The sequence below is a fragment of the Lentzea albidocapillata genome, assembly GCF_000719115.1.
Lineage (GTDB): Bacteria > Actinomycetota > Actinomycetes > Mycobacteriales > Pseudonocardiaceae > Lentzea > Lentzea albidocapillata.
The window spans coordinates 1-24970 of the sequence record NZ_JOEA01000004.1 but is presented as its reverse complement, the minus strand read 5'-3'; the positions used below and the strand labels follow the sequence as shown (position 1 = coordinate 24970).

Below are 24970 nucleotides of genomic sequence, written 5' to 3'. Positions count from 1 at the left end.
TGCAGTGACCTGAATCACAGTGGACGGCCTTTCGATGATGGTCCCATGACCAACTGGACCGTGACGGCCACCGATGCCGCGCGTTCGCCGCTCAACCGCGAGTACAACGCGGAGATGATCAGCCGCTACTGGGGCCGGCCGACGCACGACGCCGAGATCGACGCCTACGAACGCGACGAGCAGGACCACGACGTGCCGGTGTTCCTCGTCGTGTCGCGCGATGGCGAGGAGGCCGGCTGCCTGGGCATGCGCTTCCTCGGCGACGGTGTCGGCGAGCTGACGCGGATGTTCGTGCGCTCGGCGTTCCGAGGACAGGGTGCCGCGTCGGCGTTGCTCACCGCGATGGAGACCGAAGCGGCGGAGCGCGGCATCACGACGTTGCGGCTCGACACGCGCGGAGACCTCGTCGAGGCAAGGAGCCTGTACGCCAAGCACGGATTCGTGGAGATCGGCCGTTACAACGACGCCGAGTACGCCGATCACTGGTTCGAGAAGACTCTGAAGAGGCTAACGTCCTCTCCTCCGCTCGCGATGTCCTGAGAAGGTCGGGATGACGCACGCCAGGAGGCATTGAACATGCGGTTGCGTCCACTGGTGATGGCTGTTGCCATCACCTCGGCACTGGTGGTGACCCCGGCTCACGCGGCACCCGCCGGCCGGGTTCTGGGTTACGTCGCCAACAACGGCGGCGGGGTGTCGGTGATCGACACGGCCACGAACGCGGTGTCCACGACGATCGCCGACGGCGGTGGCAGCTCGCCGTACATGGCGGCGGTCGCGTTCGACGGAACTCGCGGCTACGTGACGAACTCCGTGCAGAACACACTGACAGTCATCGACACGCCGACCAACACGGTCGACAGGTCCGTTCCCGTCGGGACCCACCCGGCGGGCGTCGCGGTCGCCCCCGGTGGCGGCTTCGTCTACGTCACCAACTATCTGGACGGCACGGTGTCCGTGGTCGACACGGCCACGCTGACGGTCACCGCGACCGTCACGGTCGGCTCGAACGCCGACGGCGTCGTCGTCACCAAGGACGGTTCTGCCGTCTACGTCACGCACGACGTTCCAGGGCCGGGCAAGGTCTCGGTCATCGACACGACGTCCAACACCGTCGTCGCCACGATCGGCGTCGGCAACGCGGCGACCGCCATCGCGGCCTCGGCGGACGGCAAGCGGATGTACGTGGTCAACAAGGGTTCGGACAGCGTCTCCGCCATCGACGTCGCCTCGCGCACCGTCGTCGGCACCGCGTCCGTCGGCTTCACGCCGCACGGCATCGCGTTGACGCCCAACGGAAACCGCGCGTACGTGACGAACAGCGAGTTCGACTCGGTGTCCGTCGTGGACCTCACGACGATGACCGAACTGCAGAAGATCTTCGTCGGCGACCGCCCGATCAGCGTGGCTCTCACGCCGGACGGCGCGAGCGCCTACGTCACGAACTTCAACGGCAACTCGGTGTCGATCATCGACACGGCGTCGAACACGGTCACCGGCACCATCGCCGTGGGCCAGCGCCCGGTGGGCATCGCGATCAACTTCGTGCCGCCCGCCACGTCGAAGCTCGCGGCCGGGTCCGCCCAACTGCAGTTGCGGCTCCTCGGTTTCACGGTCCGCTCGCTCGACGCGACGCTGACCGACAAGCACACCGGGGTGCCGGTCGCCGGCCAGCAGGTCGTCTTCCGCACGGTGAAGGGCAACCCGCTCTGCACCGCGACGACCAACTCGTCCGGCAAGGCCACCTGTGACGCGCAAGTGTCACTGCTGGTCGGTCTCTCCACGCTGCTGCAAGGCTTCACGGCCTCGTACGCGGGGAACAACGAGCACGGCGGTGCCTCTTCGCACGGGCACATCGCATTGCTCTAGTGGTGGAACTTCGTTAAGCCGCCATCGGCACGTCGAACCGGAGCGCGTCCACGTAGTCCGCACAGGACTGCCTGGACGCGACTCCGTGGACGACCTGCCAGCCGGCGGGCACCTGCAGCACCGCGGGCCAGATCGAGTACTGGCCCGTCGGGCTGACCAGCACCAGGAACATGGTGTGAGCCTGTGCGAACGGGGAAGTCATGCCCCCAGAGTGACCTGCGACACCTATGGTCCGGCTATCTCCCCGCTCAAGCTCACCCGACCGCGCGGTTCCCGATCTTGGCCCCCGTGTGATTACGTGGTGCCCGTGACTGTGGAACAGGTGGTCCTCCTGGCCGAGGACGGTTCGGCCATCGGCGTCGAGGACAAGGCAGTGGTGCACCACGCGGATACCCCGCTGCACCTCGCGTTCTCCAGCTACGTCTTCGACTCGGCGGGCAACACCGTGCTCACCCGCCGGGCACTGCACAAGAAGACGTTCCCCGGCCTGTGGACGAACACCTGCTGCGGCCACCCCCTCCCGGAGGAGGACATGGCCCAGGCCGTGCTCCGGCGCCTGCGCGACGAGCTCGGCATGAAGGTCTCCGAACCCGAACTGCTGCTGCCGGCCTTCCGCTACCGCGCCGAGATGGACGGCGTCGTCGAGAACGAGATGTGCCCGGTGTTCCGTGTGCTCTCCGACGACGAGCCGGTCCCCAACCCGGACGAGGTCGACTCGACCGAGCGGGTTCCGTGGAGCGAGTTCGCTTCCAGCGTGCTCGACGGCACGCGCGCAATCTCGCCGTGGTCGCGTCTGCAGGTCGCCGCACTGGTGGAGCTGGGGCCCGATCCGCTGGCGTGGCCGGTCGCGGACCGGGCCGGGCTCCCTAAAGCGGTGCGGCTCGGCTCACCACTCCAGTGATCCACCGTTCTCGTTCGTGCGGAACCGGTAAGCCGCGTAGTCGAGAGCCAAGCGTGCCCGGTGCGCCGCCCCAGCGGGAGGGTTGCTGGAGACCGCCCAGGTGGTCCAGAGCCCTGCGATGAAGGCAGAGAACGCGGTCAGCCTTGGCTCTGCGTCGACCTCGGCGAAACCGGGGAGCTGCAACACCCAGCGTTCGGCCTCCTGTGGTGAATGGCCGGCCTCGATGAGGCGCAGCGTCAGGAACGCACCGTCGACCCACGCCGCGCCGCGGGCGGGGAAGGCCCAGTCGATCACGTGTGCCGCGCCGCTTTCGTCGATCAGGAACTGCTCGCCGTGCATGTCTGTGTGCAGCAGGCAGGAACCGTCGATCAACTCGGTGATGAGAGTGGCGTGATGGGTCAACTTCGCGACATCCCATCCGGCCACGACTTCGGGGTTCGTGCCGGCGAGTGTGATCCACGCGTCTGTGAGCGTCCACCGATCACGGAGCGGGCGCAGTTCGGATGTGGTGATCGCACTGAGCGTTCCGAGGACTTCGGCGACAGTCCCCAGATCCGGTGAATGCGGAGCCAGGCTGGCGGTTCGTCCCTTCAGATGTTCGAAACCGACCAGCAGCCAGTCGTCGATGTCGGCGTGGAAGCGGACTGCTGGAGCGATTCCCGCGGCGATCGCTCCAGCGGTGATCTCGTTGCGAAGCCAGCGCATGCGCACGCTGACACCGCGCACACCCTTGAGGAACACGTCCGGCCCCTCCGCCGTGAACAGGACGGTGCTCAGGTCACTCGCTGCTCCCTGAACGATGTCTTTAGCGCCGGTCAGCTGGCCGACCCGGTTCACGACAGCGGTTCTGACGTGTGCGGGCAAGTCGGCCCAACGAGTTTTCACGGTGCTCTGTCCACTCACTTGTCGGGGTAGCGCACGTCTTCGTTCTCATCACCCGCGCCGCCGCTGGCACTGCAGTTGCCGTCCTCATGGCACTGTCCGCACTTGGCGCCATCGATGAGCCAGAGGTCAGGATCGACGACGAACCCAGCACGGGCAATCGCCTGCATCGTAGAAGCCACACCGTGAACTGGAGCACCATTGCGCGTGCTCGACACGGTGGGATCGTCATCGGGGACATGATCGAGAAACCGGCCTGCGACCTGAACGCAGAATGCGCGGTAAGGGCGGGTGTACATCAGGAACGCGTGCCAGCCGGGATCGACTGCCTTGGACGGCCTCAACTGGACGTTCGCGGCGGTGCTTCGCCCCGCCGTCGCCAGGAACGCCAGCGCTTGATCTACAACACGCGGCGCGAGCGCCGGGTCCACGCCGAAATCGGTGACCGCGCGGTCTGTCAGTGCATGGAAAAGCGGTGCGGTGACAAGTGTCCGCCCCGCGACTGAGACGTTGGTGATCGTCATGGGTTCCTCGTTTCCAGTGGTGCGCCGGCCACAGGCCCGGCTGCTACCAGGCAACCGGATCGCCGGCCTCCCGCACCAGGGCGCGGAGGAGGCGCCGATGTGGCAGCAAAGTCGCAGCGACGGTTCTGATCTGCGGAAACCTCCGCAGCAGTTCTTGTCTGCCCAGGTAACCCGAACGGGTGCACCTAGTTGACCGTCGGCTCATCACGAGGTCTGAGGTTTTTACGGGTGAACGCGGCCTTAGGTCGTCCTTACGTCGTTGTGTCAGCCGGTCCAAGCGCGTACATGTTCAGATGTCCAGGTCTCTGGCATGTGAAGTCGACGTGAGGAGCGGAGTGACGTTGATAACCGCGGCGCGGACGGTCCTCGGACTGCGCATCCAGCAAAGCAGGCTGACGTTCGAGGAGCTCGCGGAGCAGGTGGAGATCTTCGCCCGCGAGAGCGGCGAGATCGGAACTCTGAGCCCTCGGCACGTGCAAAGGCTGTGCGCGGGCAAGCTCACGCCTGAGCAGTTGCGGGCTCCGACGGTTCGCCTGCTGGAGCGCTACTTCGAGTCGTCGATCGAGGAACTGCTCGCAGCTCCTCAGGAGTCGGTGGCGGTCGCAGGCCGAAGCGGTTCCAGGTCAGCGCGGGCAAGCAGCGCTCTTGCCGTTGCCAGACAACGGAAAGGGCACTCGCAGGAGAGCTTCGCCGAGGAGGTCGGCGTGGCCTTCAGCACGGTCGGCAGATGGGAGCGGGGAGAGTGCATGCCGCAACCGTGGAAGCGGCCGGCTATCGCCAGAGTCCTCGGTATCTCGATCGAACAGCTCGCCATCCTGATCGAGTCGACCGGCGAAGTGAGGTGCCAGGTGGACCGGCGCGTGTTCTTGGAGACTGCCACTGGGGCGGTGCTCAGCATGGCGACGACATTCCGCCCCGTTCAGCCGACTCGCGCGGGAGAATCCGACTGGCGTCATCTGCTCGACAGGACGGCCCGCTTGCGTCGGCTGGACAACTACCTGGGCGGCCGGGACACGTATGACGTGTACGCGTCCGAACTCGAATCAACGGTTCACTACGTTCGGTCGGTCAACTGTTCCTCGAAGATCCACACGGCCTTGGTGGGCGTGATTTCGGAGCAGGCGCAGATGGCCGGCTGGGCGGCGTTCGACGCGGGCATGCAGGCCGAGGCGAAGCGGCACTATCGCGACAGCCTGAAGGCGGCTGAAGAGGCAAAGGACGCGGCGCTTGCCGGAAATGCGCTGGCCTTCCTCGCGTATCAGGAAGTCAGCACCACGGGCCCGAACATCGGCCTCGCCGAAGCGTCGTACGCTGCGGCGGAGAAGGACGCCACGCCGAAGGTTCGAGCCTTGTTGCTTGAGCGCAAAGCGTGGACCTATGCGGTCGCGGGCGACCATCTGGCCGCCGAGCATGCGCTGGCGGACGCCAGGTCGGCGTTGGAGGCACGCTGTGAGAGAGCTGAGCCGGACTGGGTGTTCTGGGTCGACGACAACGAGATCGAGATCATGGCCGGTCGTTGCTGGGCCGAGTTGCGGCGGCCACTGCGAGCGGTTGCCACGCTGGACGCTGCCTTGGCACGGTTCGACGACACTCACGCGCGTGACAAGGCGCTGTACATGACGTCGTTGGCACATGCCCTCATCGATGGCGAGGAGATCGAACGTGCTGCGCTCGTGACTCAGGAGTGCGCCCGGCTCGCACAAGGTGTCAGTTCGGTTCGGCCTTGGGAGCGCATCGACGGCGTGGTGAAGCGGCTTCAGGAGTTCAAGGCATCCGCTGTCGTGTCGCACACCATCGAGCAGGTTCGTCACTAGTCCGCCGGCGCGACCGTTCGCTTCAGCCAGTCGAAGTATGCCTCGGGTGCGTCGACGATCTCCACAGCGGTGACCTCCGGGTTGTCCCACGGGTGTTCCGAGAGCAGATGGGCGCGCAATGCCGGCCAACGGGAAGCCGTGGTCTTCAAGACGGCCTGCCACTCCTGCCCGGTGCCGAGCTCGCCGAGATGCCAGTAGATCGAGGTGGCCGGACCGACTACCTGAGCGCTCGCCGCGAGCCTTGCGGCGACGGCAGATCGCGCGAGGCGCACCGCGACTTCCTGACTGTCGGCGACCGTCGTGATCTGGAGGTAGTCGGACATGCTTCGCAGCATAGCGACGCTCTGTCGACGGCATCCGTGTTGCCTGATGACGAGTGGTCGCCGCTTTCGTGCCACGCGACCACTCGCCACCTCGGCTCACCATTCCAGTGATCCGCCGTTCTGGTACTCGATGACCCGGGTCTCGAAGAAGTTCTTCTCCTTCTTGAGATCCATCATCTCCGACATCCACGGGAACGGGTTCTCGGCCGGCTCCCACACCGGCTCCAGGCCGAGCTGTGCGCACCGGCGGTTCGTGATGAACCGCATGTACTGCTCGCACAGCTCGGAGTTGAGGCCGAGGATGCCGTTCGGCATGGTGTCGCGGCCGTAGGCGATCTCCAGCTCGCAGCCCTCCGCGAGCATGGTCCGCACCTCCTTCTGGAACACGTCGTTCCACAGGTGCGGGTTCTCGATCTTGATCTGGTTGATCGCGTCGATGCCGAAGTTCAGGTGGATCGACTCGTCGCGCAGGATGTACTGGTACTGCTCGGCGATGCCGACCATCTTGTTGCGGCGGCCGAGTGACAGGATCTGCGCGAAGCCGGTGTAGAACCACATGCCCTCGAAGACCACGTAGAACGCCACGAGGTCCTTGAGGAACGCCTGGTCCGTCTCGGGCGTGCCGGTCCTGAACTCCGGGTCCTCCAGGTGCTGCGTGAACTGCAGCGCCCACGCCGCCTTGTCCGTGATGGACGGGATCTCGCGGTACATGTTGAACAGCTCGCCGTCGTCGAGGCCGAGCGATTCGCAGATGTACTGGAACGTGTGGGTGTGCACGGCCTCCTCGAAGGCCTGTCGCAGCAGGTACTGGCGGCACTCCGGGTTCGTGAGGTGGCGGTACACCGCGAGCACGATGTTGTTGGCCACCAACGACTCGCTGGTCGCGAAGAAGCCGAGATTGCGCTTGATCATCAACCGTTCGTCGTCGGTCAGGCCGTCCGAGGAAGACGCTGTCTTCCAGAGCATGATGTCGGCCTGCATGGAGACCTCGGTCGGCATCCACGCGTTGTTGCAGCCGGCCAGGTACTTCTCCCACGCCCAGTGGTACTTCAGCGGCAGCAGCTGGTTGACGTCGGCGCGGCAGTTGATCATGGCCTTGTCGTCGACGGAGACGCGCGCGGCGCCTGCCTCGATCAGGTTCTCGGTCACTGGCAGGCCTCGCAGTCGGGGTCGGTGATGGAGCAGTTCGGGTCCACGGCGACGGGGGAGACGGCGTTGAGCTTGCCGTCGGTGCCCTGCAACGTGGACTTCTCCACGTGCGTCGCGCTCTGCGTGCGCAGGTAGTACGTCGTCTTGAGGCCGCGCAGCCACGCCAGCTGGTAGAGCTCGTCGAGCTTGCGGCCGCTCGGCTGGGAGAGGTACAGGTTCAGCGACTGCGCCTGGTCGATCCACTTCTGCCTGCGTGCACCGGCCTCGATCAGCCACGAGCTGTCGACCTCGAACGCTGTGGCGTACAGGGCCTTCAGGTACGGCGGCACCCGGTCGATCGCGCCGAGGCTGCCGTCGTGCAGCTTGAGGTCCGAGACCATCCGCTCGTCCCACAGCTTGCGCTGCTTGAGCGCCCGCACCAGGTCGGGGTTGATCACGGTGAAGTCGCCGGACATGTTCGACTTCACGTACAGGTTGCGGTACAGCGGTTCGATCGACTGGTTCACACCGGCGATGTTCGCGATGGTCGCGGTCGGCGCGATCGCCATCACGTTCGAGTTCCGCATGCCCGCGCGGGCCATCGCCCTGACCGGCTCCCAGTCCAATGTGGACGAGCGGTCGACCTCCAGCTCACCCTCGGCGCGGGTCGCGGCCAGGATCTCCAGCGAGTCGACCGGCAGGACGCCCTGCGACCACAGCGATCCCTCGAACGACCCGTAGGCGCCGCGTTCCCGCGCCAGCCCGGCACTCGCGGAGATCGCGTAGTAACTGATCTCCTCCATGCTGCGGTCGGCGAACTCGACGGCCTCCTTCGACGCCATCGGCGTGCCGAGTGTGAACAGCGCGTCCTGGAAACCCATCAGGCCCAGGCCGACCGGCCGGTGCTTCAGGTTGGAGTTCCTGGCTTCCGGGATCGTGTAGTAGTTCACGTCGATCACGTTGTCGAGCATGCGCACCGCGGTGCGCACGGTCTTCTCGAGCCGCGCGTGGTCGATGCCCTCGGCCGTGACGTGCCGCGCGAGGTTGACCGACCCCAGGTTGCAGACCGCGACCTCGTCGATCGTGGTGTTCAGGGTGATCTCGGTGCACAGGTTGGACGAGTGCACGACACCGCTGTGCTGCTGCGGCGAACGCAGGTTGCACGGGTCCTTGAACGTGATCCACGGGTGGCCGGTCTCGAACAGCATGGTCAGCATGCGCCGCCACAGGTCGACGGCCTGCACGCGACGGAAGACCTTGATCTCGCCGTTGTCGGCCATCTCCTCGTACGCACGGTACTTCTCCGCGAACTCGCTGCCGAACGCGTCGTGCAGGTCCGGCACCTCGTCGGGGGAGAACAGCGTCCACTGACCGTTCGCGCGCACGCGGCGCAGGAACTCGTCCGGCACCCAGTTCGCGGTGTTCATGTCGTGCGTGCGGCGGCGTTCGTCGCCGGTGTTCTTGCGCAGGTCGAGGAACTCCTCGACGTCGATGTGCCAGGTCTCCAGGTAGGCGCAGACCGCGCCCTTGCGCCGGCCACCCTGATTCACGGCTACCGCGGTGTCGTTGGCCACCTTGAGGAACGGCACAACACCCTGCGACTTGCCGTTGGTCCCCTTGATGTGCGCGCCGATGCCGCGCACCGGGGTCCAGTCGTTGCCCAGACCGCCGGCGAACTTCGAGAGCAGCGCGTTGTTGCTGATGCCGTGGAAGATGGCGGCGAGGTCGTCATCCACGGTGGTGAGGAAGCACGACGAGAGCTGCGGGCGTGTGGTGCCCGAGTTGAACAGGGTCGGCGTCGAGCACATGAAGTCGAAGCTCGACAGCAGCTCGTAGAACTCGATCGCGCGGGCGTTCCTGTCGTCCTCTTCGAGGGCGAGGCCCATCGCGACGCGCATGAAGAACGCCTGCGGCAGCTCGTAGCGGCGGTCGTCGTGGTGCAGGAAGTAGCGGTCGTAGAGCGTCTGCATGCCCAGGAACTGGAAGTTCAGGTCGCGGGAGGCGTCGAGCGCGGCGCCGAGACGGGCCAGGTCGAAGTCGGCCAGGCGCGGGTCGAGCTGGCCGAACTCGATGCCGTGGCGGACGAACTGAGCGAAGTACTCCGGGTAGCGCTCGGTCATCTCGGCGTGCGACAGGGGGACTCCGCAGGCCTCGGCGCGGAGCTTGTCCAGCAGCAGCCGGGCGCTGACGTAGGAGTAGTCCGGGTCATGCTCGACCATCGTGCGGGCGGCCATGATCGGCGCGAGCGCGAGCTCCGCGTCGGTGATGCCGTCGTAGAGGTTGCGTTTGGTCTCGGCCAGAACCGCCTCGGCCGACGCGTTGGGCAGGTCGGCGCAGGCTTCGTTGATGACCACTGAAAGGCGGTCGGGCACGCTCTCTCCTCCGAGATCTGCCGAGGAAATGCGTGCGCGCGCCAGCGGACACACCACTGGCGCACACAGCCGCCCTCCCTCGGGGCACCGTGTCGTGCGCGCAGGCTTGCGCGCACACCAATGGCAGGTCTTCGGACTCGTGGGCGTACCTCTGGCGCCTACCGGCCGTCGCTTCCCAGGTCTCGCGACCCAGTGCTTCGTTGACGGCTTTCGTTCCCACTCACCGCTGCGGGGCAGTCCCGGATTCCCACCGGGTTCCCTCTTGCCTCACCGGCCCGGTTGAGCCGAGCCGGTGAACCACTAGCGCGGCAGATACTACATGTGGTGGTGGGGTCTGGATCACCACCCAACATGCGCGTGTCGTGGGTTAGGGTCGAGAACGTGGGTGATCTTCGGCCTCGGGTCGTCATCGGTGCTCTGGTCAGCGGGGGCCTCGCTTCGGCGTCCCTTTTCGCCGGGACGGCGGCGCCCGTGACGAGCGGTGTCCTGGCCGTCGTGGCGGTGCTGGTGATGATCACGACCCGGCGATCAGGGCCGCCCCGAGAGTGATCATCACGGCGGCGATCAGGCCGTCCAGCACCCGCCACGCGCGGGGTTTCGCGAACAGCGGGCTGAGCAGCCGCGCGCCGAACCCGAGCGCGACGAACCAGGTGATGCTCGCCGTCACCGCGCCGACCCCGAACAGCCACCGGCCGGCCGCGATCGAGCCGAGCAGCAGCAGCGTGTCGAGGTAGACGTGCGGGTTGAGCCACGTCAGCGCGAGCGCCGTCAGCACGGGCCGGCTGTTCGTCTCCGTTCCCGCGTTCAGCACCGACGGCCTGAACGCCCTGCGCGCCGCCACAAACCCGTACCCCAGCAGGAAAATCCCGCCCACAATCGCCGCGACCGTGATGGCCTGCGGGAACTTCTTCACGATCACGCCGAACCCGGCGACGCCCACCGCGACCAGGATCGCGTCCGATAGTGCGCACACGGCGACGACCTTCGCGACCGCGTGCCGCCGAAGTCCTTGGCGCAGCACGAATGCGTTCTGCGCGCCGATCGCGACGATCAGGGTCATCATGGTGCCGAAGCCGAGTAGCAGGTCTGTCACGCGTTCCACGGTATTTACGCGGTCTTGATGAGACCAGCTAAAGATCCTTACGTAGCATTAGCAGCTGTGATGGATCTGGACCTGGTGCGAACGCTGCTCGCGGTAGTCGACGCGGGCACGTTCGACGCGGCCGCCGCCGCGCTGCACGTCACGCCTTCCGCTGTCTCGCAACGCATCAAAGCTTTGGAGCAACGAACGGGCCGCGTGCTGCTGGTGCGGGCGCGTCCCGTCCGGTTGACGCCGTCGGGTGAGGTGATCGTCCGCTACGGTCGGCAACTGCTCGCCCTGGACCAGGACCTCGACGCGGCGCTCGGCGAGGACGCGGTCGTGCGGGTGCCGATCGCGGTGAACGCCGACTCGCTCGCCACGTGGTTCCTGCCCGCCCTGCAACGGGTTCCGTCGTCGCTCAGGATCTCCTTCGACCTGCACCGCGAGGACCAGGACCACACGACGGCGTTGCTGCGGCAGGGTCTGGTGATGGCGGCGGTGACGTCCTCGCGCGAGCCGGTGGCGGGCTGCTCGGTGACCAAGCTGGGCGAGATCCGTTATGCGGCAATGGCTTCGGAGTCCTTTGTGGAGCGATATCGGAACGGCCCGCCGAAGTCATGGCTGCCGGACGCGCCAGTCGTCGTGTTCGACCGCAACGACGACCTGCAGGACCGTTTCGTGCGCACGCTGACCCGTGGCCGCGGCGCCTCGGAACACCGCCACTACGTGCCGTCGTCCGAGGTGTACGTGCGGGCGATCGTGGCCGGCCTCGGCTGGGGAATGGTGCCGCCGCAACAACTCCAGGACGGCCTGGTCGACCTCGTGCCGGGCCGCACCATCTCCGTGCCGCTGTACTGGCAGCAGTGGAAGCTCGACTCGCCGGCGCTGACCGCGGTGGCCGAGGCGGTCGCGGCCGAGGCAGGCGTCGCGCTCTATTAGGCGTTAGCCTCGACGCCATGACCGGCGAGCCGATGAACCTCAACGGGAAGACCGCAGTCATCTACGGCGGTGCGGGCAGTGTGGGCGGCGCGATCGCCGCCGCGTTCACCGAGGCGGGCGCCAGTGTGCACCTGGCCGGCCGCACGGAGGCGACGCTCAAGGCCAGGGCCGCCGAGCTCGGCGCCGAGTACGCCGTGGTCGACGCGCTGGACGAGCAGGCGGTGGACCGGCACGCCGCCGCGTTCGAGCGGATCGACATCTCCGTCAACGTCACCACCGACAACGACGTCCAGGGCACGCCGATGGTCGAGATGAGCGTCGAGGACTACCTCAGTCCCGTCGTGTCGGCGGTCCGGTCCAAGTTCCTCACGGCGAGGGCAGCGGCCCGGCACATGATCAGGCAGCGCTCCGGCGTCATCCTGTTCTTCGGCGGCACCGGTGAGCCGTCGGCGCACCGGAAGTGGCAGCTCGGCGGTCTGCTCGCGGCGTTCGACGCCGTGGAGTCGATGCGCCGCCAGCTCGCGGCCGAGCTCGGGCCGCACGGCGTCCGGGTGGTGACCCTGCAGACCGGCGGCATCCCCGAGTCGGTTCCGCCGGAGCATCGCGGGCCGATCGAGGAGGACATCGTCGGCGACACGCTGCTCGGGCGGGCGGCGACGCTCGGCGACGTGGGGCGGACGGCGGTGTTCGCGGCCTCGGACTGGGGTCGCACGATCACGGGAGCGCAGGTCAACATCACGTGCGGGAGCGTCTTCGGCTGATCCTGTCGAGTTCCTGGCTGCAACCTGTCGGGTTCCTGAACCCAGGAACCTCGCGCGTTCGCCGGGACGTTGTCCGTTATGTGCTCATACCTCGTCTGGCCGCCATAGGCGGTTCGCTCGCCGTCGTCGCGACGATCGCCATGGTCGGTCTGCTGGACCTGACCGTGGGTCCGCTGCGCCGCACCATCAGCGAGTACGCGCTGGGCGACTACCGCCCGGTCTTCGACGTCTCCGTGGTGCTGCTGGCCGCCGGGTCGCTCGCGATCCTGGGCGTGCTGGCGCACAAGGGGCTGACGCGGTGGTGGTCCGGCGGCTCGATCGCGCTCGCGCTGTGGTCGGCCGGCCTGTTCCTCGTGGTGGTGTTCCCGAAGACCAACTGGGCGATGGGCACCAACGAGCTCAGCGGCAGCATTCACCGGTTCGGCAGCATGCTCGCGTTCGTCAGCCTGCCGATCGCCGTCATCCTGCTCGCGCGGCCGTGGCTCAGGGACCACGTGTGGGGAAAGCACGCGAGGTGGACGATGGCGTCCGGTTTGTTGAGCGTTGTCGCATTCATGCCGATCTTGTACGCCATTGTGATGGGCATGGTTTCCGACGTTCGGTGGTGGCGCGTCTTCCCGTTGGGCTACATAGAAAGGATCTTGCTCATCGCCGAGGTGGGCGCTGTGCTCGTCGTAGGGCTGTGGGCTGTCGCGGCAAGTAGGGTTGCGCCATGGCGAGTTGGGGAGACCTCGCGGATTACGTCCGCGCCGAGTACGACGTCATCCACGACGAGGGTGAGGAGCTGAGGATCCTCTTCACCTTCGGGGACGTGGAGGAGGACGAGGACGACCGCACGCAGGTCGTGATCATCGTCCGGGAGGTGCTCGACAAGATGCACGAGTGGGTGCAGATCGCGTCCCCGTGCGGGTTGGTCAAGGACGTGGACCTTCAGGCGGTGCTGGCGGAGGTCGGCAACTCCACCGTCGCGTGCGGCCTCGCGATCATGGGGGATCACGTCGTGGTGCGGCACTCGCTGCCGCTCAAGGACCTCGACATCCACGAGTTCACCGACCCGCTCCAGTTGCTCGCCGGTACCGCGGACACGTTGGAAGAGCAGTTCTGGGGAGGCGACGGCTACTGATGTTCGATCTGACTCCTGCGGCGGACCGGCTCGCGGGTCTGGTGCGAAACGTGACGGACGGCGACCTGAAGGCGCCGACCCCGTGCCCGAGCTACACGGTCGGCGACCTGCTCGACCACGTCGGCGGCCTGTCGGTCGCGTTCACGATGGCGGCGCTGAAGACCCCGCTGGAGGGCTCCGGCTCCGGCGACGCGTCCCGGCTGCCGCTCGACTTCCGCGAGTCGATTCCGCGACGGCTGACCGAGCTCGCGACGGCCTGGCGTGCGCCGGAGGCCTGGGAGGGCATGACCCGCGCGGGAGGCGTCGACCTGCCCGGCGAGGTCGCGGGTGCCGTGGCGCTGGACGAGATCGTGCTGCACGGCTGGGATCTCGCGAAGGCGACCGGGCAGCCGTTCGAGGTCGACGAGGACCTGCTCCAGGTCGTCCACGGCTTCGTGTCGCAGATCGGCCCGGACGACCGCGACGGCTCGCTCTTCGGAGCCGCGGTGGAGGTCGACTCGAACGCGCCTCTGCTCGACCGTGTCCTGGGACTCAGTGGGCGCGATCCTGGGTGGAGACTAGGTTAGGCTCTCCTAACGTGAGAGCCATTACGGTGCAGGTTCGGGCAGGGCTGGGCGTGGGACGTCTGGCCGCCGCCATGGAGTCCCTGGTGGAACTGCATCCTGAGCTGTGTCGTTCCGGCTTCGCGCACCACGAGGTCGCGGATCCCGCCGCCGCCACCCCCGCGGCCCTCGCGGAGGCGGAGGCGGGGCTCGACCTGCGAACCGGCGTCCTGATGCACCTCGTGTGGCTCGACGCCGGGCCCGTGCGCACCGGCCGGATCGTGCTGGTGCTGCACGACATCGTGGCCGACCGGCTGCCCAGGATCCTGCCGTGGCTGGTGCGGGCCTGGAAGCAGCCGGCGCTGGTCAGCTGACCTTGCGCGCCAGGAACACGTGCTCCCGGCCCGGCCGGTCCGGCGCGTCCCGCACGTCGACGACCTCGAACCCGCAGCGCACCAGGCTGTGCGCGACCTCGGCGCGTGAACGGAACCGCAGCGTCGAGTCCGAGGTGATCACGGAGCCGTCCGGGAAACCGTAGGTGTGGCGGAACGACACGAACGGCAGGCTCACGTCGAGCAGGTCGAACTGCTCGCGCACGCCGACCAGCACCCGTGGCTTCACCCGTGCCCAGTCCTCCCAGGCCCGTTCCTCCGGCCGCCGCGTCTCGAACGCGAAGTGCCCGCCGGGTCGCAGCGCGCCGTGCACGCCCCGCAGCGTGGCCTCCCAGTCGTCGCCGAGGAACACCTGTGCCACGTTCCCGGTCATCGTCGCGAGGTCTACCGACAACTGGGGCAACGTGGTGGCGTCGCCGTGGATCCAGGTGACTCTGGAGTCCTTGGCGCGAGCGATCTCCAGTGAGGCCAGCGCCGGATCCACCCCGACGACCGTCCGGCCGGATGAGGCGAGCAACACAGCCAGACGTCCCGTTCCGCACCCGACGTCGAGCACGCTCCTCGCCTCGACCTCGGCCGCGATTCCGAGATATAAGTCCAGGTCCAGGCGAGGCCCGTCGAAGGCGTCGTAGATTTTTGCCAACCGTGGGTCGGCGAATATGGCGTCAGGCATTCCACATCGTAGGCCCGACGACGAACGGCATCAGCAACTCGATCACCTCTCGGTCCGGCTTTCCGTTCAGTTCCTCCTCCGCGACCCGTCGCGCGATGCCGGCCAGGAAGTCCGCCACCTGCACACGGGCGTCGTCCTGCGAGTCGACCAGCGTCAGGCTTTCCAGCCGTGGAGCCAGTTCCCTGAGGTGCCGGATCCGCCCGTCGGTCAGCGAAAGCTGCTGGTCGTGCACGATCGACACCGGCCCGTCCCACTGCGCCACGGCCCGCAGGATCGCCGGGAACAACGGGTCGAGCGCCCCGCGCGGGCCACGGGCACGCAGCAGGTCGTTGTACAGCTCCAGGGGCCCGGTCACGGAGCCGAACTCCGCCCGCACCCGCGAGGCCAGGTACCGCCGCTTGTCGAGCAGTTGCACACGGGCACGACCGGCCAGCGGACCGTCCTGGCCGAGGAACCACAGCAGCACCCAGCGGTTCTTCGTCCGCAGCAGGTGGTTCGCCTTGTATTCCAAGGCAGGTGACCTGATCATCTGGCGCAGTGACTCGACGCACGCCGCAGCCTCGGCCACGGACAACGAGACCCCGGCGTGCGCGAAGACCGCCGTGACCCCGCCGATGAGCTTCTCGCCCTCGGACCCCGACTCGTCACAGGCGATCTCCATCAGGACATCCGGAACACGGGGCCACGCGCGCGGAACGGCAGATGCGCGCCCGCCGGAATGAGGAACGCGTGCTCGCGCCGGATCCGCAGCACGTCGCACCACCCGTCGGTGATCACCAGGACCGGACCGCCCGAGGGGAAGTCGTCCGCGCGTTCGAGCAGGTCGATGCCGGGCTGCAGCACCGTGCCGCCGCGCCCCCGCACCGTCACCCGTCCCGCGATGTCCTCGACGGGCACATATCCGGCGTCATATGCCATCGCGTCACAGAAAACCACGCGTGCGGCGGGTACGTCACGCGCCGCGGCGTAGGAGGCGATCGCGCCCAGTGCCTTGCCCAGCAGCTTGGGGTCCATCGAGCCGGACGTGTCGAGCACGACGCCGAAGGTCGGCCGCGACTCCAGCGACTCCGGCCGCACCCAGCCGGGCCGCGGAATGTCCGGAGTGGACGCTTGTCGCCGCGACGCACGCGCGTAGGTGCGCCGTTTCTCCACGGCTGGAACGAATTCCTCGAACCACCGCGCCAGCTGGGCGTCCCACGACAACGGCGGGTGCTCCAGCGCCCGGATCTCCTCGACCAGTCCGGCGGGCAGAAGTCCGCGCGACGACGTGTGGTAGCTCAGGCCGGTCAGCAGCGCACGCCGGTAGAACTCGTCCAGATCGGTTACATCGGCGGGCCCGCGCAACGGTTCACCGAGCAGATCACCCTGGTGATGGCCCCGCAGCGTCAGCAGCTTCCGGTACCGCCGCAGGTCCACCGCGATCCGGTCGTACACCGACTCCGCCGACAGGCCACGCAGCTCCGGGTCGTGCAGCACGCCCTCCGGTGCCGAGCCGACGCCCATCTCGACCAGCCAGCCGTTCACCACGAAGTCGGCGGCGATGTTCCACAGGTACGCATCCCGCCCGCCGACCCGGTCACAGTGGCGCAGCGCGGCGTGCAGCATCTCGTGCGCCAGCACGAACCGCCACTCCTGCTTGGTCAAGCCGGCCAACGGGTTCACGTAGATCTCGGCAGAGGCCGTGGACACCGCCGCGATCGAGATGTCCCAGCCCCGCGCCAGTTCCGCGTCCGCCACCACCTTCATCGTCGACGCCAGCGCGCCCAGCAGCGGGTAGTTCGACACGAACCAGCCCAGCGCGAGGTCCCACTCGGTCCTGATCGGCCGCGAGTCGGACAACGACGACCGCGCGCCGCCCGCCACGTCGATCGCGGCCACGGCGGCGTTGGACAGGCCGGAGGCGAACCGCTCGGCCCACTTCTTTGGGTCCTCGGCTGGTCCGCCGCGCACGCACCGGCCCGGCTCCCACGAGAACGGGCGGGTGCCGAGCCGGATCGCGGGCTGGAAGTCCAGCACGTCGTCGCAGGACGCCGTGCCGAACCCCAGATGCAGCAGGCAATGCGCGAACACCCACACCCATTCGGCCTCGCTCGCCTTGCGCGTCGGATGCGCGCGCATCGACCCGTCCAGCGAGATATCCGCCCACGGGTGGTCGGAGTTCCGGCTCTCGTAGCTGCTCAACGGTGCGAACAGCGGATGCAGGCGGATCTCCGCGCGTGCGGCCTCGAAGTCCAGCGCGGCCTGGTCGGCGAAAGCCTTCCTGCGCTTGCTCATGCGCGTGCCGCGACCAGCCGGGGCAGATCGCGGGTGACCTCGACGAGGAACCACGCGGGCAGCACCGGGTTGCCGTCGTCGTCGGCCGCGATCACCATCTGTGCGATCTCCAGCGACAGCTCCGCCAGCTCCAGCAGCAGCGCCTTGCCCCGGTGCGCGAGCTGCTTGCCCGCCGCCGACGCGTGCGCCTTGTCGTGCGGCAGCTCCTTCACCAGCCGTGCGCGGAACGCCTCGCCCAGGAAGTAGAGCAGGTCGCGGTCCTGGGGCGCCGCCGGCCAGCGGACGTCCCCGCGCAGCACGGCCTCCAGCCCGAACGCGTTGCGCACGGTCTTCACGTACGCCTTGAACATCGACGCGTGGTTCGCGGTGACCGTGCCGAACGCCAGCACCCCGAGCAGGTCCTCGGAGATGTCGTCGCCGAACGACTGCAGCGCGTCGGACAGCATGTGCCAGCCACGCGGCGTGGAGAACGTCTCCTCGACCTTCGGCGCCGCGCTCCACAGGTGGTCCGGGCGCTGCGTCAGGTACTCCAGCACCCACGGGTGGATGTTGCTCTCACGCGCCCATGCCAGCCAATCGCGCGCGGAGGCCGTGAGGTGCACGTGGATCATGCGGTTCACGAGTGCGGACGCCATCGGGCGCGCCAGGGCGTTGTCGACCGCCCGGTTTCCGGCGCCGATCACGATCGAGCCCTTCGGCAGCTCGTAGGAGCCGATCCGGCGGTCGAGGATCAGCGAGTAGAACGCCTTCTGCACCTCGGGGGAGCTGGCGTTCAGCTCGTCGAGGAACAGGCAGTAGGGGTCCTGCCGCGCGATGGACTCCGGCGGGGCGAACCGGGATCGGCCACCGACCAGTTCCGGAACTCCGATGAGGTCCTCCGGCGCGAGCTGAGTGCCGAGCAGCGTGACGCACTCGAGGCCCAGCTCGGTGGCGAACTTGCGGACGAGTGAGGACTTGCCGATACCCGGTGCTCCCCAGAGGAAGACCGGCCGGACGACGGCGACGTGCAGCAGCACCTCCGGGAGCTGTGCTGGTGTCACGGTGACTGTGGATCGCATCAGGTGGTCGAGGATGCCAAATCCGGCCAGTTCGGTCGCCCGAATTTGTTGACACGAGCAGTGGTCTAGTGCTGTGATTCAGCCACAACTGTTAGGAAACCTTCTTAACTAAAGCGCCGCCGCGCCCTGTAGTTCCCCTTGCACAGGAGGCACCTGTGGCCAGATCCCTGTTCATGGTCGTCCCGGCAGCGTTGACGCTCGCCGTGGTCCCGGCCGTCGCGGTCGCCGCCCCGGTCCAGTACCAGGCGGAGAGCGCCTCGATCTCCAACGGTCTCGTCGAGTCCAACCACGCCGGCTTCACCGGTTCGGGCTTCGTCAACTACGACAACGAGGTCGGCAGCTCAGTCGAGTTCACCGTCAACGCGGGCACCGCCGGTCCCGCGACGCTCACGTTCCGGTTCGCCAACGGCCAGACGGCGAACCGCCCGATGAACATCTTGGTGAACGGCTCGGTGGCGGCGAGCCAGTTCTCGTTCCCGAGCACGGGCGCTTGGACGTCGTGGACCACCAGGTCCACGACCGTCACCCTGAACGCGGGCTCGAACAAGATCAAGACTGTCGCGACGACGTACAACGGCGGCCCGAACCTGGACCGCGTCGACGTCGACGCCCAGACGGGCACGCCGGACACCGTCGCCCCGTCGGTCCCCGGCAGTCTGCGCTCGACCGGCACCACGGCGTCCTCGGTGTCGCTGGCGTGGAACGCGTCCACCGACAACGTGGGCGTGACCGGGTACGTGCTGTCCAACGGGCAGACCGCGTCCGGCACCACCCACACGGTCTCCGGCCTCACACCGGACACCGCGTACACCTTCACCGTGCAGGCGCGTGACGCGGCGGGCAACCTGTCCGGAGCGTCGAACTCCATCTCGGTGCGCACCCAGCCGGGCACGCCCGGCGGCACCAGGCCGCACGACATCAACGGCCTGCTGCGCGTGTGCGGTGTGCAGCTCTGCAACCAGTACGGCAACCCGATCCAGCTGCGGGGCATGAGCACGCACGGCATCCAGTGGTACCACCAGTGCTCCAAGTCCCAGTGGTGGGACGCGCTGGTGAACGACTGGAACGCGGACTTCATCCGCGTCGCCATGTACATCCAGGAGGACGGTTACGAGACCGACCCCCGCAAGTTCACCGACATGATGCACGGGTACATCGAGGAAGCCACGCGCCGTGGCATCTACGTCCTCGTGGACTGGCACCAGCTCTCGCCGGGTGACCCGAACTACAACCTGTCGCGCGCCAAGACGTTCTTCACGGAGATCGCCAACCGGCACAAGGACAAGACCAACATCATCTACGACATCGCCAACGAGCCGAACGGCACGTCGTGGGCGAGCGTCAAGTCCTACGCCGAGCAGATGATCCCGGTCATCCGCAACATCGACCCGGACAGCCTCATCGTCTCGGGCACGAACGGCTGGTCGACCTTCGGCCACTCCGACGGCCAGAGCCCGTCGCAGGTGCTGAACAACAAGGTCAACGCGACCAACTTCATGTACTCGTTCCACTTCTACGCCCAGGCCCACAAGGACTCGTACCTCAGCGTCCTGGACCAGGTGTCGAGCCAGGTCCCCGTGTTCGTGACCGAGTTCGGCACGCAGGCCGCGTCCGGTGGTGGGTCGAACGACTTCACCATGTCGCAGAAGTACATCGACCTGATGGCCCGCAAGAAGATCTCGTGGGCCAACTGGAACTTCTCCGACGACGGCCTGACGGGTGCGGTGTTCAAGACGGGTACCTGCTCGGGTACCACGTTCGCGGGCACCAGCGTCCTGAAGCCGGCCGGTGTCTGGGTGCGCGAGCGCATCAGGACGCCGGATAACTTCCCGACGTCTTGACCTGTTGAACGGGTGTAGCCGCTTGCGGCTACACCCGTTCGTTTACGTCAGCGGCCAGGTGTGCACGGGTTCGTTGGCGTGCATCAGGTCCACATAGGTCCGCAGCATCGTGCGCAGCGCGTCCGCCCGGTCCATGTGCGTGTGGTCGTAGTGCCGGTGGAACTCCCGCGCCTGCCAGGTGGCGCCGTTCACGCCGCTCAGGCACCGCTGCTCGATGACGCCCAGTAAACGATCACGCTCCGATGATTCGACGCCCCACCGGATCAGTCCTTCGTGGGCGAGCGGCAGCAACCGGCGCAGCACCAGTTCGACCACCGGCACCGTGCCGACGCCGGGCCAGTACATCTGCGCGTCCATGCCGTTGCGCGAGGCGGCGTTGAAGTTCTCCTCGGCCGCCTGGAAGCTCATCTGCGACCACAGTGGACGTTCGTCCTCGGCCAGTGCGCGCACCAGGCCGAAGTACAGCGCCGCGTTGGCCAGGGTGTCCACGATGGTTGGCCCGGCAGGCAGCACGCGGTTCTCGACGCGCAGGTGCGGACGGTCGCGCACCACGTCGTACACGGGCCGGTTCCAGCGGTAGATGGTGCCGTTGTGCAGCTTCAGCTCGCCCAGCGTGGGTGTGTCGCCCTTGTCGAGCACCGCCAGCGGGTCCTCGTCGTCGGTGATGGGCAGCAACGCGGGGAAGTAGCGGACGTTCTCCTCGAACAGGTCGAAGATCGAGTTGATCCACCGCTCGCCGAACCACACGCGCGGCCGCACGCCCTGGGCCTTGAGCTCGTCGCCGCGGGTGTCGGTGGCCTGCTGGAACAACGCGATGCGGGTCTCGCGCCACAGTTCCTTGCCGAGGAAGAACGGCGAGTTCGCACCGACCGCGACCTGCACGCCCGCGATGGCCTGGGCGGCGTTCCAGTAGGCGGGGAACTGCTCCGGGCTGACCTGCAGGTGCAGTTGCGTGCTCGTGCAGGCGGCCTCGGGGACGATCGAGCTGGCCGTGAGGTGCAGGCGCTCGACGCCGTCGATGGAGATCTGCAGGTCCTCGCCCCGCGCGGCCAGCACCTGCTCGTTGAGCAACGCGTAACGCGGGTTGCCGGACAGCAGATCGGGAGAGATGTCCTTGCTGCGCAGGGTCGGCAGGATGCCGTTGATGACCATGTGCGCGCCGACCTCACGCGCCTTCTGCTCGGCGGAGTTGAGGCTGCGGCGGACGGTCTCCTCGAACGAGGTGATGCCACCGCCCGCGAGCCGGCGCGGGGCCACGTTGATCTCGATGTTCCACTGGCCCAGCTCGGTCACGAAGTCCGGGTCGTCGATGACCTGCAGCGCCTCGTGGTTCTTCATCGCCGGATCGGCGTTCTCGTCGATGAGGTTGATCTCGATCTCGAGACCGGTCATCGGCCTCTCGAAGTCGAAGCGAGCTTCACGCAGCATCCGGGCGAACACGTCGAGGCAACGCCGCACCTTGGTGCGGTACCGCGTTCGGTCCTCGCGCGTGAACTCGTGCTTCGCGACGTCCTCGCCCATGGTGGCCTCCCGGCGGTCGAGGGTTCACCCCACCACTGTGCACCATGGTTGATCAATCCGACACTCGTGTGTCTTGTTCCGGAACAACCGGACAGGCCACCTCATCCGCGCGCGGGCACGGCTATGGCGGTGACGAGGAGGTCGCCCTGCACGAGCCAGCGGCCGTCGAACCCGGCGATCGGGGAGTCGGGCAGCAGGATGCGCGAGTGGAACGTGCCGCCGGCGTCGAGCGTGATGTCCGCGTCCTCGAAGCCGAGCCAGCGCCGGGTGATCGGGAACCAGGCCTTGTAGGTGGTCTCCTTGGCGCTGAACAGCAACCGGTCCCAGCAGATCTTCGGGTCGCCGGCCTTCAGGCCCGCCATCCTGCCGAGCTCGGCCGGGATCGCGATCGCGCCCAGCACGCCGTCCGGCGCGGGCAGGTGCGGTTCGGCGTCGATGCCGATCGTCTCGAAGTCGCTCGTCCGCGCGAGTGCCGCGGCCCGGTAGCCCGCGCAGTGCGTGAGGCTGCCGACGACGCCGTCCGGCCACAGCGGCTCGCGCTTCGGGCCCGGCAGGATCGCGGCGGGTGCGACGTCCAGGACCCGCATGGCCTCGCGGGCGCAGGCGCGGACCGTGCCGAACTCGAACCGGCGCTTGGGCACGGCGTTGCCGAGCTGCGCCTCCTCCTCAGGGAACAACTCGACCGGCTCGTCGTCGTCGTACCGCTCCACCACCGCGATGGGCGGGGAAAACAGCTGCTCCAGCACTTATGACTCCCGCAGCACGTCGTGCAGCTTCACCTGGGTGGTGCCGCGTGGTTTCCACTCGCGCGGGTAGCCGAGCGAGACCTCGTCGAAGCGAACGCCGTCGTAGTGCGTCGTGCGGGGGATGTGCAGGTGGCCGTAGACCATCTCGACCGCGTTGAACCTGCGGTGCCAGTCCGCGGTCAGCGACGTGCCGCACCAGAGCGCGAACTCGGGGTAGCGCAGCACGAACGTGGGGTCGCGGACGAGCGGGTAGTGGTTGATCAGCACGGTCGGCCCGCTGATCTGGGCGAGCCGCTCCCCGGTCTCCCGCACGCGCGCCTCGCACCACGCCTCGCGGGACGGATACGGGTCGGGGTGCAGGAAGTACTCGTCCGTGCACACCACGCCCGCCTCGTGCGCGATGGCGAGGGCCGACTTCACGTCCGTGGCGCCCTGCGGCCGGAAGGAGTAGTCGTAACCCAGGAAGAGGGGACAGACAGTCACCGGGCCCTTGGGGCCGTCGAACGTGACGTACGGATCCTCGGGCGTGATCACGTCGAGGCTGCGGCACAGCTCCACGAGCTGCTTGTAGCGCACCTCGCCGCGGGACTGGTTGGCGTCGTCCTTGGTGGTCCAGAGCTCGTGGTTGCCCGGCGACCAGATCACCCGCGCGAACTTCGGGCGGAGCGTCCGCAGCGTCCATTCGATGGAGTCGAACTTCTCCGCGATGTCCCCGGCGATGATCAGCCAGTCAGCCGGGTCCGGCGGCGCGATCGCCGCCACGACGTCGCGGTTGTCCTGGTAGGAGACGTGCAGATCGCTGGTGGCCAAGAGCTTCACGCCTCGACGGTATCCGGGGGCCGACGAGGGGATCAACAGCGCCCGATGGCGGGGTTGCGCGCCACCCGATCGTGAGAGCGGTACCACGACCGGTTATCCGTTCGTCGCAGACAGTGCGCCACTCGTCTCAACAGGACGAGCCGCGCGTCGCCACGGCACAGCCGCTCATCGCCTTTCATGGCCTACGTACTTACCTGTTTTCGGGCCGCCTTCCTACTGTGAGCGCTGTCACCTGACGGAAAAGTCCTGGCGGAGGACCACACCATGACCGACTCACAGTTCGCTCGCACCCCGGACCCGCGGCTCGCGCGGCAGGTCCCGCCCCGCCAGGTGCCAGGGCGCCCCGTCCCACCGCGCCAGGTCCCACCGCGCCAGGCGGCCGTGGGTCAGGCGGCAGTGGGTCAGGCCCCGGTCCGCTACGGCCAGCCGGTGGACCCGCGCCTCGCGGCCAACCCGTCGTTCCGCCGCACGGTAGGCGCCGAGATCACGCGCCACGCCCAGCAGCACCAGGCCTACGCCGTCCCCCAGCGCCGCACCCCGGCCGAGGACACGGCCCTGGCCACCCTGCTCCGCTCCCGCCAGCGCGCAGAGTCCGCCCGCCAGGACCCGCGCCCCGCCGACCTGACGCCGCGCTCCGACTCGTGGATGCGCACGTCCGCGTGGCCCGCAGAGCAGGAACCCGGCCGTGGTGACGTCATCGAACAGCTGTCGTCCCGCCTGGTGTCGGCGAACCTGTGGGCCGTGATCGAACCGCTGATCCCGCCGGCCAAGGTGCGTCGGCAGGGGGGTGGGCGTGGGCGGGTGTCCAACCGGTCGGTGTTCACCGCCATCGTGTTCGTGCTGTCGTCCGGGTGTGCTTGGCGGCATCTGCCGGCTTCGTTCGGGGTTACTGTGCCTACCGTGCACCGGCGGTTCCAGGAGTGGACCGATCTGGGGTTGTGGGTTCGGCTTCGTCGTGCTGCGGCTGAGGGGGCCTGTGGCGCGGACGAGTTGGACTGGGTTCGGGCTGTGCTGGATGCTGCGGATCGTCGGGCTGCCAAGGCTGCCGGCTGAGGTTTTTCGGCTTCGCCGGAGTCACCCTGCGGAAGGGTGGCTCCGGCGTCTTGTTTTTGGGGTGGGTGGGGACCGCTTGTCGCGGGATTTCGGGATGAGTGGTCGCTGGGTGGGGCGGTTCCGGGGGTGCCGGGTTGAGGCCGTGCGGGTCGGTTTGCGTGGGCGTGTCGTGTTCCAGCGGGGTGGTCACCTGCCGTGCGAGTGGTCGCCTTGCGTGGGTGGCCGGGCGGGCAGTACCGGGTCGGTGCGGGTCATCGCCGCTGCGCGTCGATAGCGATTGGGGCTTGACCTTGAGCCTCTGGCGGGATGCTTGACGGCCGGAAAAGGCCGGGCT

25 protein-coding genes, 1 pseudogene and 1 riboswitch are annotated in these 24970 nt (G+C 67.8%); of the genes and pseudogenes, 12 read left to right on the top strand and 14 right to left on the bottom strand.

Features of this window, described 5'->3' with window-relative positions; all coding sequences use genetic code 11:
- Positions 1-45: 45 nt before the first annotated feature.
- Both IG04_RS0105750 and IG04_RS0105745 read left to right on the top strand, forming a co-directional pair.
- The gene (locus IG04_RS0105750) at positions 46-540 is read left to right on the top strand and encodes a GNAT family N-acetyltransferase (RefSeq protein ID WP_051768982.1); all 495 of its coding nucleotides are present in this window, start codon (positions 46-48) and stop codon (positions 538-540) included.
- A 36-nt stretch (positions 541-576) separates the two neighbouring features.
- Entirely contained in the window at positions 577-1869 is a 1293-nt protein-coding gene (locus IG04_RS0105745) for a beta-propeller fold lactonase family protein (RefSeq protein WP_030475477.1), read from the top strand.
- 13 nt (positions 1870-1882) lie between these two features.
- On the opposite strand, the gene IG04_RS43725 is transcribed toward IG04_RS0105745, so the two are convergent.
- A complete protein-coding gene (locus tag IG04_RS43725) occupies positions 1883-2071 on the bottom strand; it encodes an MbtH family protein (RefSeq protein ID WP_030475476.1) in 189 nt (62 codons plus the stop codon).
- Between the two features lie 111 nt (positions 2072-2182).
- Here IG04_RS43725 and idi point away from each other — a divergent pair, with 111 nt between their 5' ends.
- On the top strand, positions 2183-2770 hold the full coding sequence (gene idi, locus IG04_RS0105735) for an isopentenyl-diphosphate Delta-isomerase (protein WP_030475475.1): 588 nt from the start codon (positions 2183-2185) through the stop codon (positions 2768-2770).
- On the opposite strand, the gene IG04_RS0105730 is transcribed toward idi, so the two are convergent.
- Complete coding sequence (locus tag IG04_RS0105730; RefSeq protein ID WP_245816550.1) at positions 2756-3607, bottom strand: phosphotransferase family protein; 852 nt, start codon at positions 3605-3607, stop codon at positions 2756-2758. The two genes, idi and IG04_RS0105730, sit on opposite strands and share 15 nt — an antisense overlap.
- Before the next feature lie 62 nt (positions 3608-3669).
- Positions 3670-4176 (bottom strand): glycine-rich domain-containing protein, encoded by a 507-nt coding sequence (locus IG04_RS0105725; RefSeq protein WP_030475473.1) that lies wholly within the window; start codon positions 4174-4176, stop codon positions 3670-3672.
- A gap of 335 nt (positions 4177-4511) precedes the next feature.
- On the opposite strand from IG04_RS0105725, the gene IG04_RS43720 reads away from it, so the two are divergent.
- A complete protein-coding gene (locus IG04_RS43720; protein WP_051768980.1) occupies positions 4512-5990 on the top strand; it encodes a helix-turn-helix transcriptional regulator in 1479 nt (492 codons plus the stop codon).
- On the opposite strand, the gene cutA is transcribed toward IG04_RS43720, so the two are convergent.
- From cutA to IG04_RS0105695, 4 genes are all read right to left on the bottom strand, one after another.
- The gene (cutA, locus tag IG04_RS0105710) at positions 5987-6313 is read right to left on the bottom strand and encodes a divalent-cation tolerance protein CutA (RefSeq protein ID WP_051769110.1); all 327 of its coding nucleotides are present in this window, start codon (positions 6311-6313) and stop codon (positions 5987-5989) included. The genes IG04_RS43720 and cutA overlap by 4 nt on opposite strands.
- A gap of 96 nt (positions 6314-6409) precedes the next feature.
- Positions 6410-7405, bottom strand: coding sequence for a ribonucleotide-diphosphate reductase subunit beta (locus IG04_RS42270; RefSeq protein ID WP_245816588.1), 996 nt, complete (start codon positions 7403-7405; stop codon positions 6410-6412).
- 53 nt (positions 7406-7458) lie between these two features.
- Entirely contained in the window at positions 7459-9813 is a 2355-nt protein-coding gene (locus IG04_RS0105700; protein ID WP_245816547.1) for a ribonucleoside-diphosphate reductase subunit alpha, read from the bottom strand.
- A 105-nt stretch (positions 9814-9918) separates the two neighbouring features.
- A riboswitch (cobalamin riboswitch) is annotated at positions 9919-10130 on the bottom strand.
- A gap of 197 nt (positions 10131-10327) precedes the next feature.
- A complete protein-coding gene (locus IG04_RS0105695; protein ID WP_051769101.1) occupies positions 10328-10876 on the bottom strand; it encodes a LysE/ArgO family amino acid transporter in 549 nt (182 codons plus the stop codon).
- 99 nt (positions 10877-10975) lie between these two features.
- On the opposite strand from IG04_RS0105695, the gene IG04_RS0105690 reads away from it, so the two are divergent.
- From IG04_RS0105690 to IG04_RS0105665, 6 genes are all read left to right on the top strand, one after another.
- Entirely contained in the window at positions 10976-11833 is an 858-nt protein-coding gene (locus IG04_RS0105690) for a LysR family transcriptional regulator ArgP (protein WP_030475469.1), read from the top strand.
- A 17-nt stretch (positions 11834-11850) separates the two neighbouring features.
- Complete coding sequence (locus IG04_RS0105685; RefSeq protein WP_476737573.1) at positions 11851-12594, top strand: SDR family NAD(P)-dependent oxidoreductase; 744 nt, start codon at positions 11851-11853, stop codon at positions 12592-12594.
- An 80-nt stretch (positions 12595-12674) separates the two neighbouring features.
- On the top strand, positions 12675-13382 hold the full coding sequence (locus IG04_RS0105680; RefSeq protein WP_248782517.1) for a DUF998 domain-containing protein: 708 nt from the start codon (positions 12675-12677) through the stop codon (positions 13380-13382).
- Positions 13307-13717, top strand: coding sequence for a type III secretion system chaperone family protein (locus IG04_RS0105675; protein ID WP_030475466.1), 411 nt, complete (start codon positions 13307-13309; stop codon positions 13715-13717). The genes IG04_RS0105680 and IG04_RS0105675 overlap by 76 nt, the downstream gene beginning before the upstream one ends.
- Positions 13717-14283, top strand: coding sequence for a TIGR03086 family metal-binding protein (locus IG04_RS0105670; RefSeq protein WP_030475465.1), 567 nt, complete (start codon positions 13717-13719; stop codon positions 14281-14283). Before IG04_RS0105675 ends, IG04_RS0105670 begins: the two co-directional genes overlap by 1 nt.
- Positions 14284-14294: 11 nt before the next feature.
- Positions 14295-14633 carry a hypothetical protein gene (locus tag IG04_RS0105665; RefSeq protein WP_144065587.1) on the top strand — a complete coding sequence of 113 codons (339 nt, stop codon included), beginning with the start codon at positions 14295-14297 and terminating at the stop codon, positions 14631-14633.
- Here IG04_RS0105665 and IG04_RS0105660 read toward each other — a convergent pair.
- Genes IG04_RS0105660 through IG04_RS0105645 form a run of 4 tightly spaced genes read right to left on the bottom strand, consistent with a single transcriptional unit; the run spans position 14626 to position 18656 of the window.
- Positions 14626-15324, bottom strand: coding sequence for a class I SAM-dependent DNA methyltransferase (locus IG04_RS0105660; protein ID WP_030475463.1), 699 nt, complete (start codon positions 15322-15324; stop codon positions 14626-14628). The two genes, IG04_RS0105665 and IG04_RS0105660, sit on opposite strands and share 8 nt — an antisense overlap.
- Positions 15317-15985: a DUF3800 domain-containing protein gene (locus IG04_RS0105655; protein WP_030475462.1), complete on the bottom strand. Its 669-nt coding sequence runs from the start codon at positions 15983-15985 to the stop codon at positions 15317-15319. The genes IG04_RS0105660 and IG04_RS0105655 overlap by 8 nt, the downstream gene beginning before the upstream one ends.
- Complete coding sequence (locus IG04_RS0105650) at positions 15985-17598, bottom strand: vWA domain-containing protein (RefSeq protein WP_036013871.1); 1614 nt, start codon at positions 17596-17598, stop codon at positions 15985-15987. Before IG04_RS0105650 ends, IG04_RS0105655 begins: the two co-directional genes overlap by 1 nt.
- Complete coding sequence (locus IG04_RS0105645) at positions 17595-18656, bottom strand: ATP-binding protein (RefSeq protein ID WP_030475460.1); 1062 nt, start codon at positions 18654-18656, stop codon at positions 17595-17597. Before IG04_RS0105645 ends, IG04_RS0105650 begins: the two co-directional genes overlap by 4 nt.
- A gap of 155 nt (positions 18657-18811) precedes the next feature.
- Here IG04_RS0105645 and IG04_RS44980 point away from each other — a divergent pair, with 155 nt between their 5' ends.
- Positions 18812-20497 (top strand): cellulase family glycosylhydrolase, encoded by a 1686-nt coding sequence (locus IG04_RS44980; RefSeq protein WP_211257686.1) that lies wholly within the window; start codon positions 18812-18814, stop codon positions 20495-20497.
- Between the two features lie 42 nt (positions 20498-20539).
- On the opposite strand, the gene IG04_RS0105635 is transcribed toward IG04_RS44980, so the two are convergent.
- The 3 genes from IG04_RS0105635 to IG04_RS0105625 form a co-directional block, all read right to left on the bottom strand.
- Positions 20540-22018 (bottom strand): glutamate-cysteine ligase family protein, encoded by a 1479-nt coding sequence (locus IG04_RS0105635; protein ID WP_030475458.1) that lies wholly within the window; start codon positions 22016-22018, stop codon positions 20540-20542.
- A gap of 101 nt (positions 22019-22119) precedes the next feature.
- On the bottom strand, positions 22120-22764 hold the full coding sequence (locus IG04_RS0105630; protein WP_030475457.1) for a 4'-phosphopantetheinyl transferase family protein: 645 nt from the start codon (positions 22762-22764) through the stop codon (positions 22120-22122).
- Positions 22765-23583 (bottom strand): metallophosphoesterase family protein, encoded by an 819-nt coding sequence (locus IG04_RS0105625; protein ID WP_036013869.1) that lies wholly within the window; start codon positions 23581-23583, stop codon positions 22765-22767.
- 645 nt (positions 23584-24228) lie between these two features.
- Between IG04_RS0105625 and IG04_RS47985 the strand changes: the two are divergent.
- A pseudogene (locus tag IG04_RS47985) lies at positions 24229-24624 on the top strand (transposase); the annotation flags it as partial.
- Positions 24625-24970: the final 346 nt, after the last annotated feature.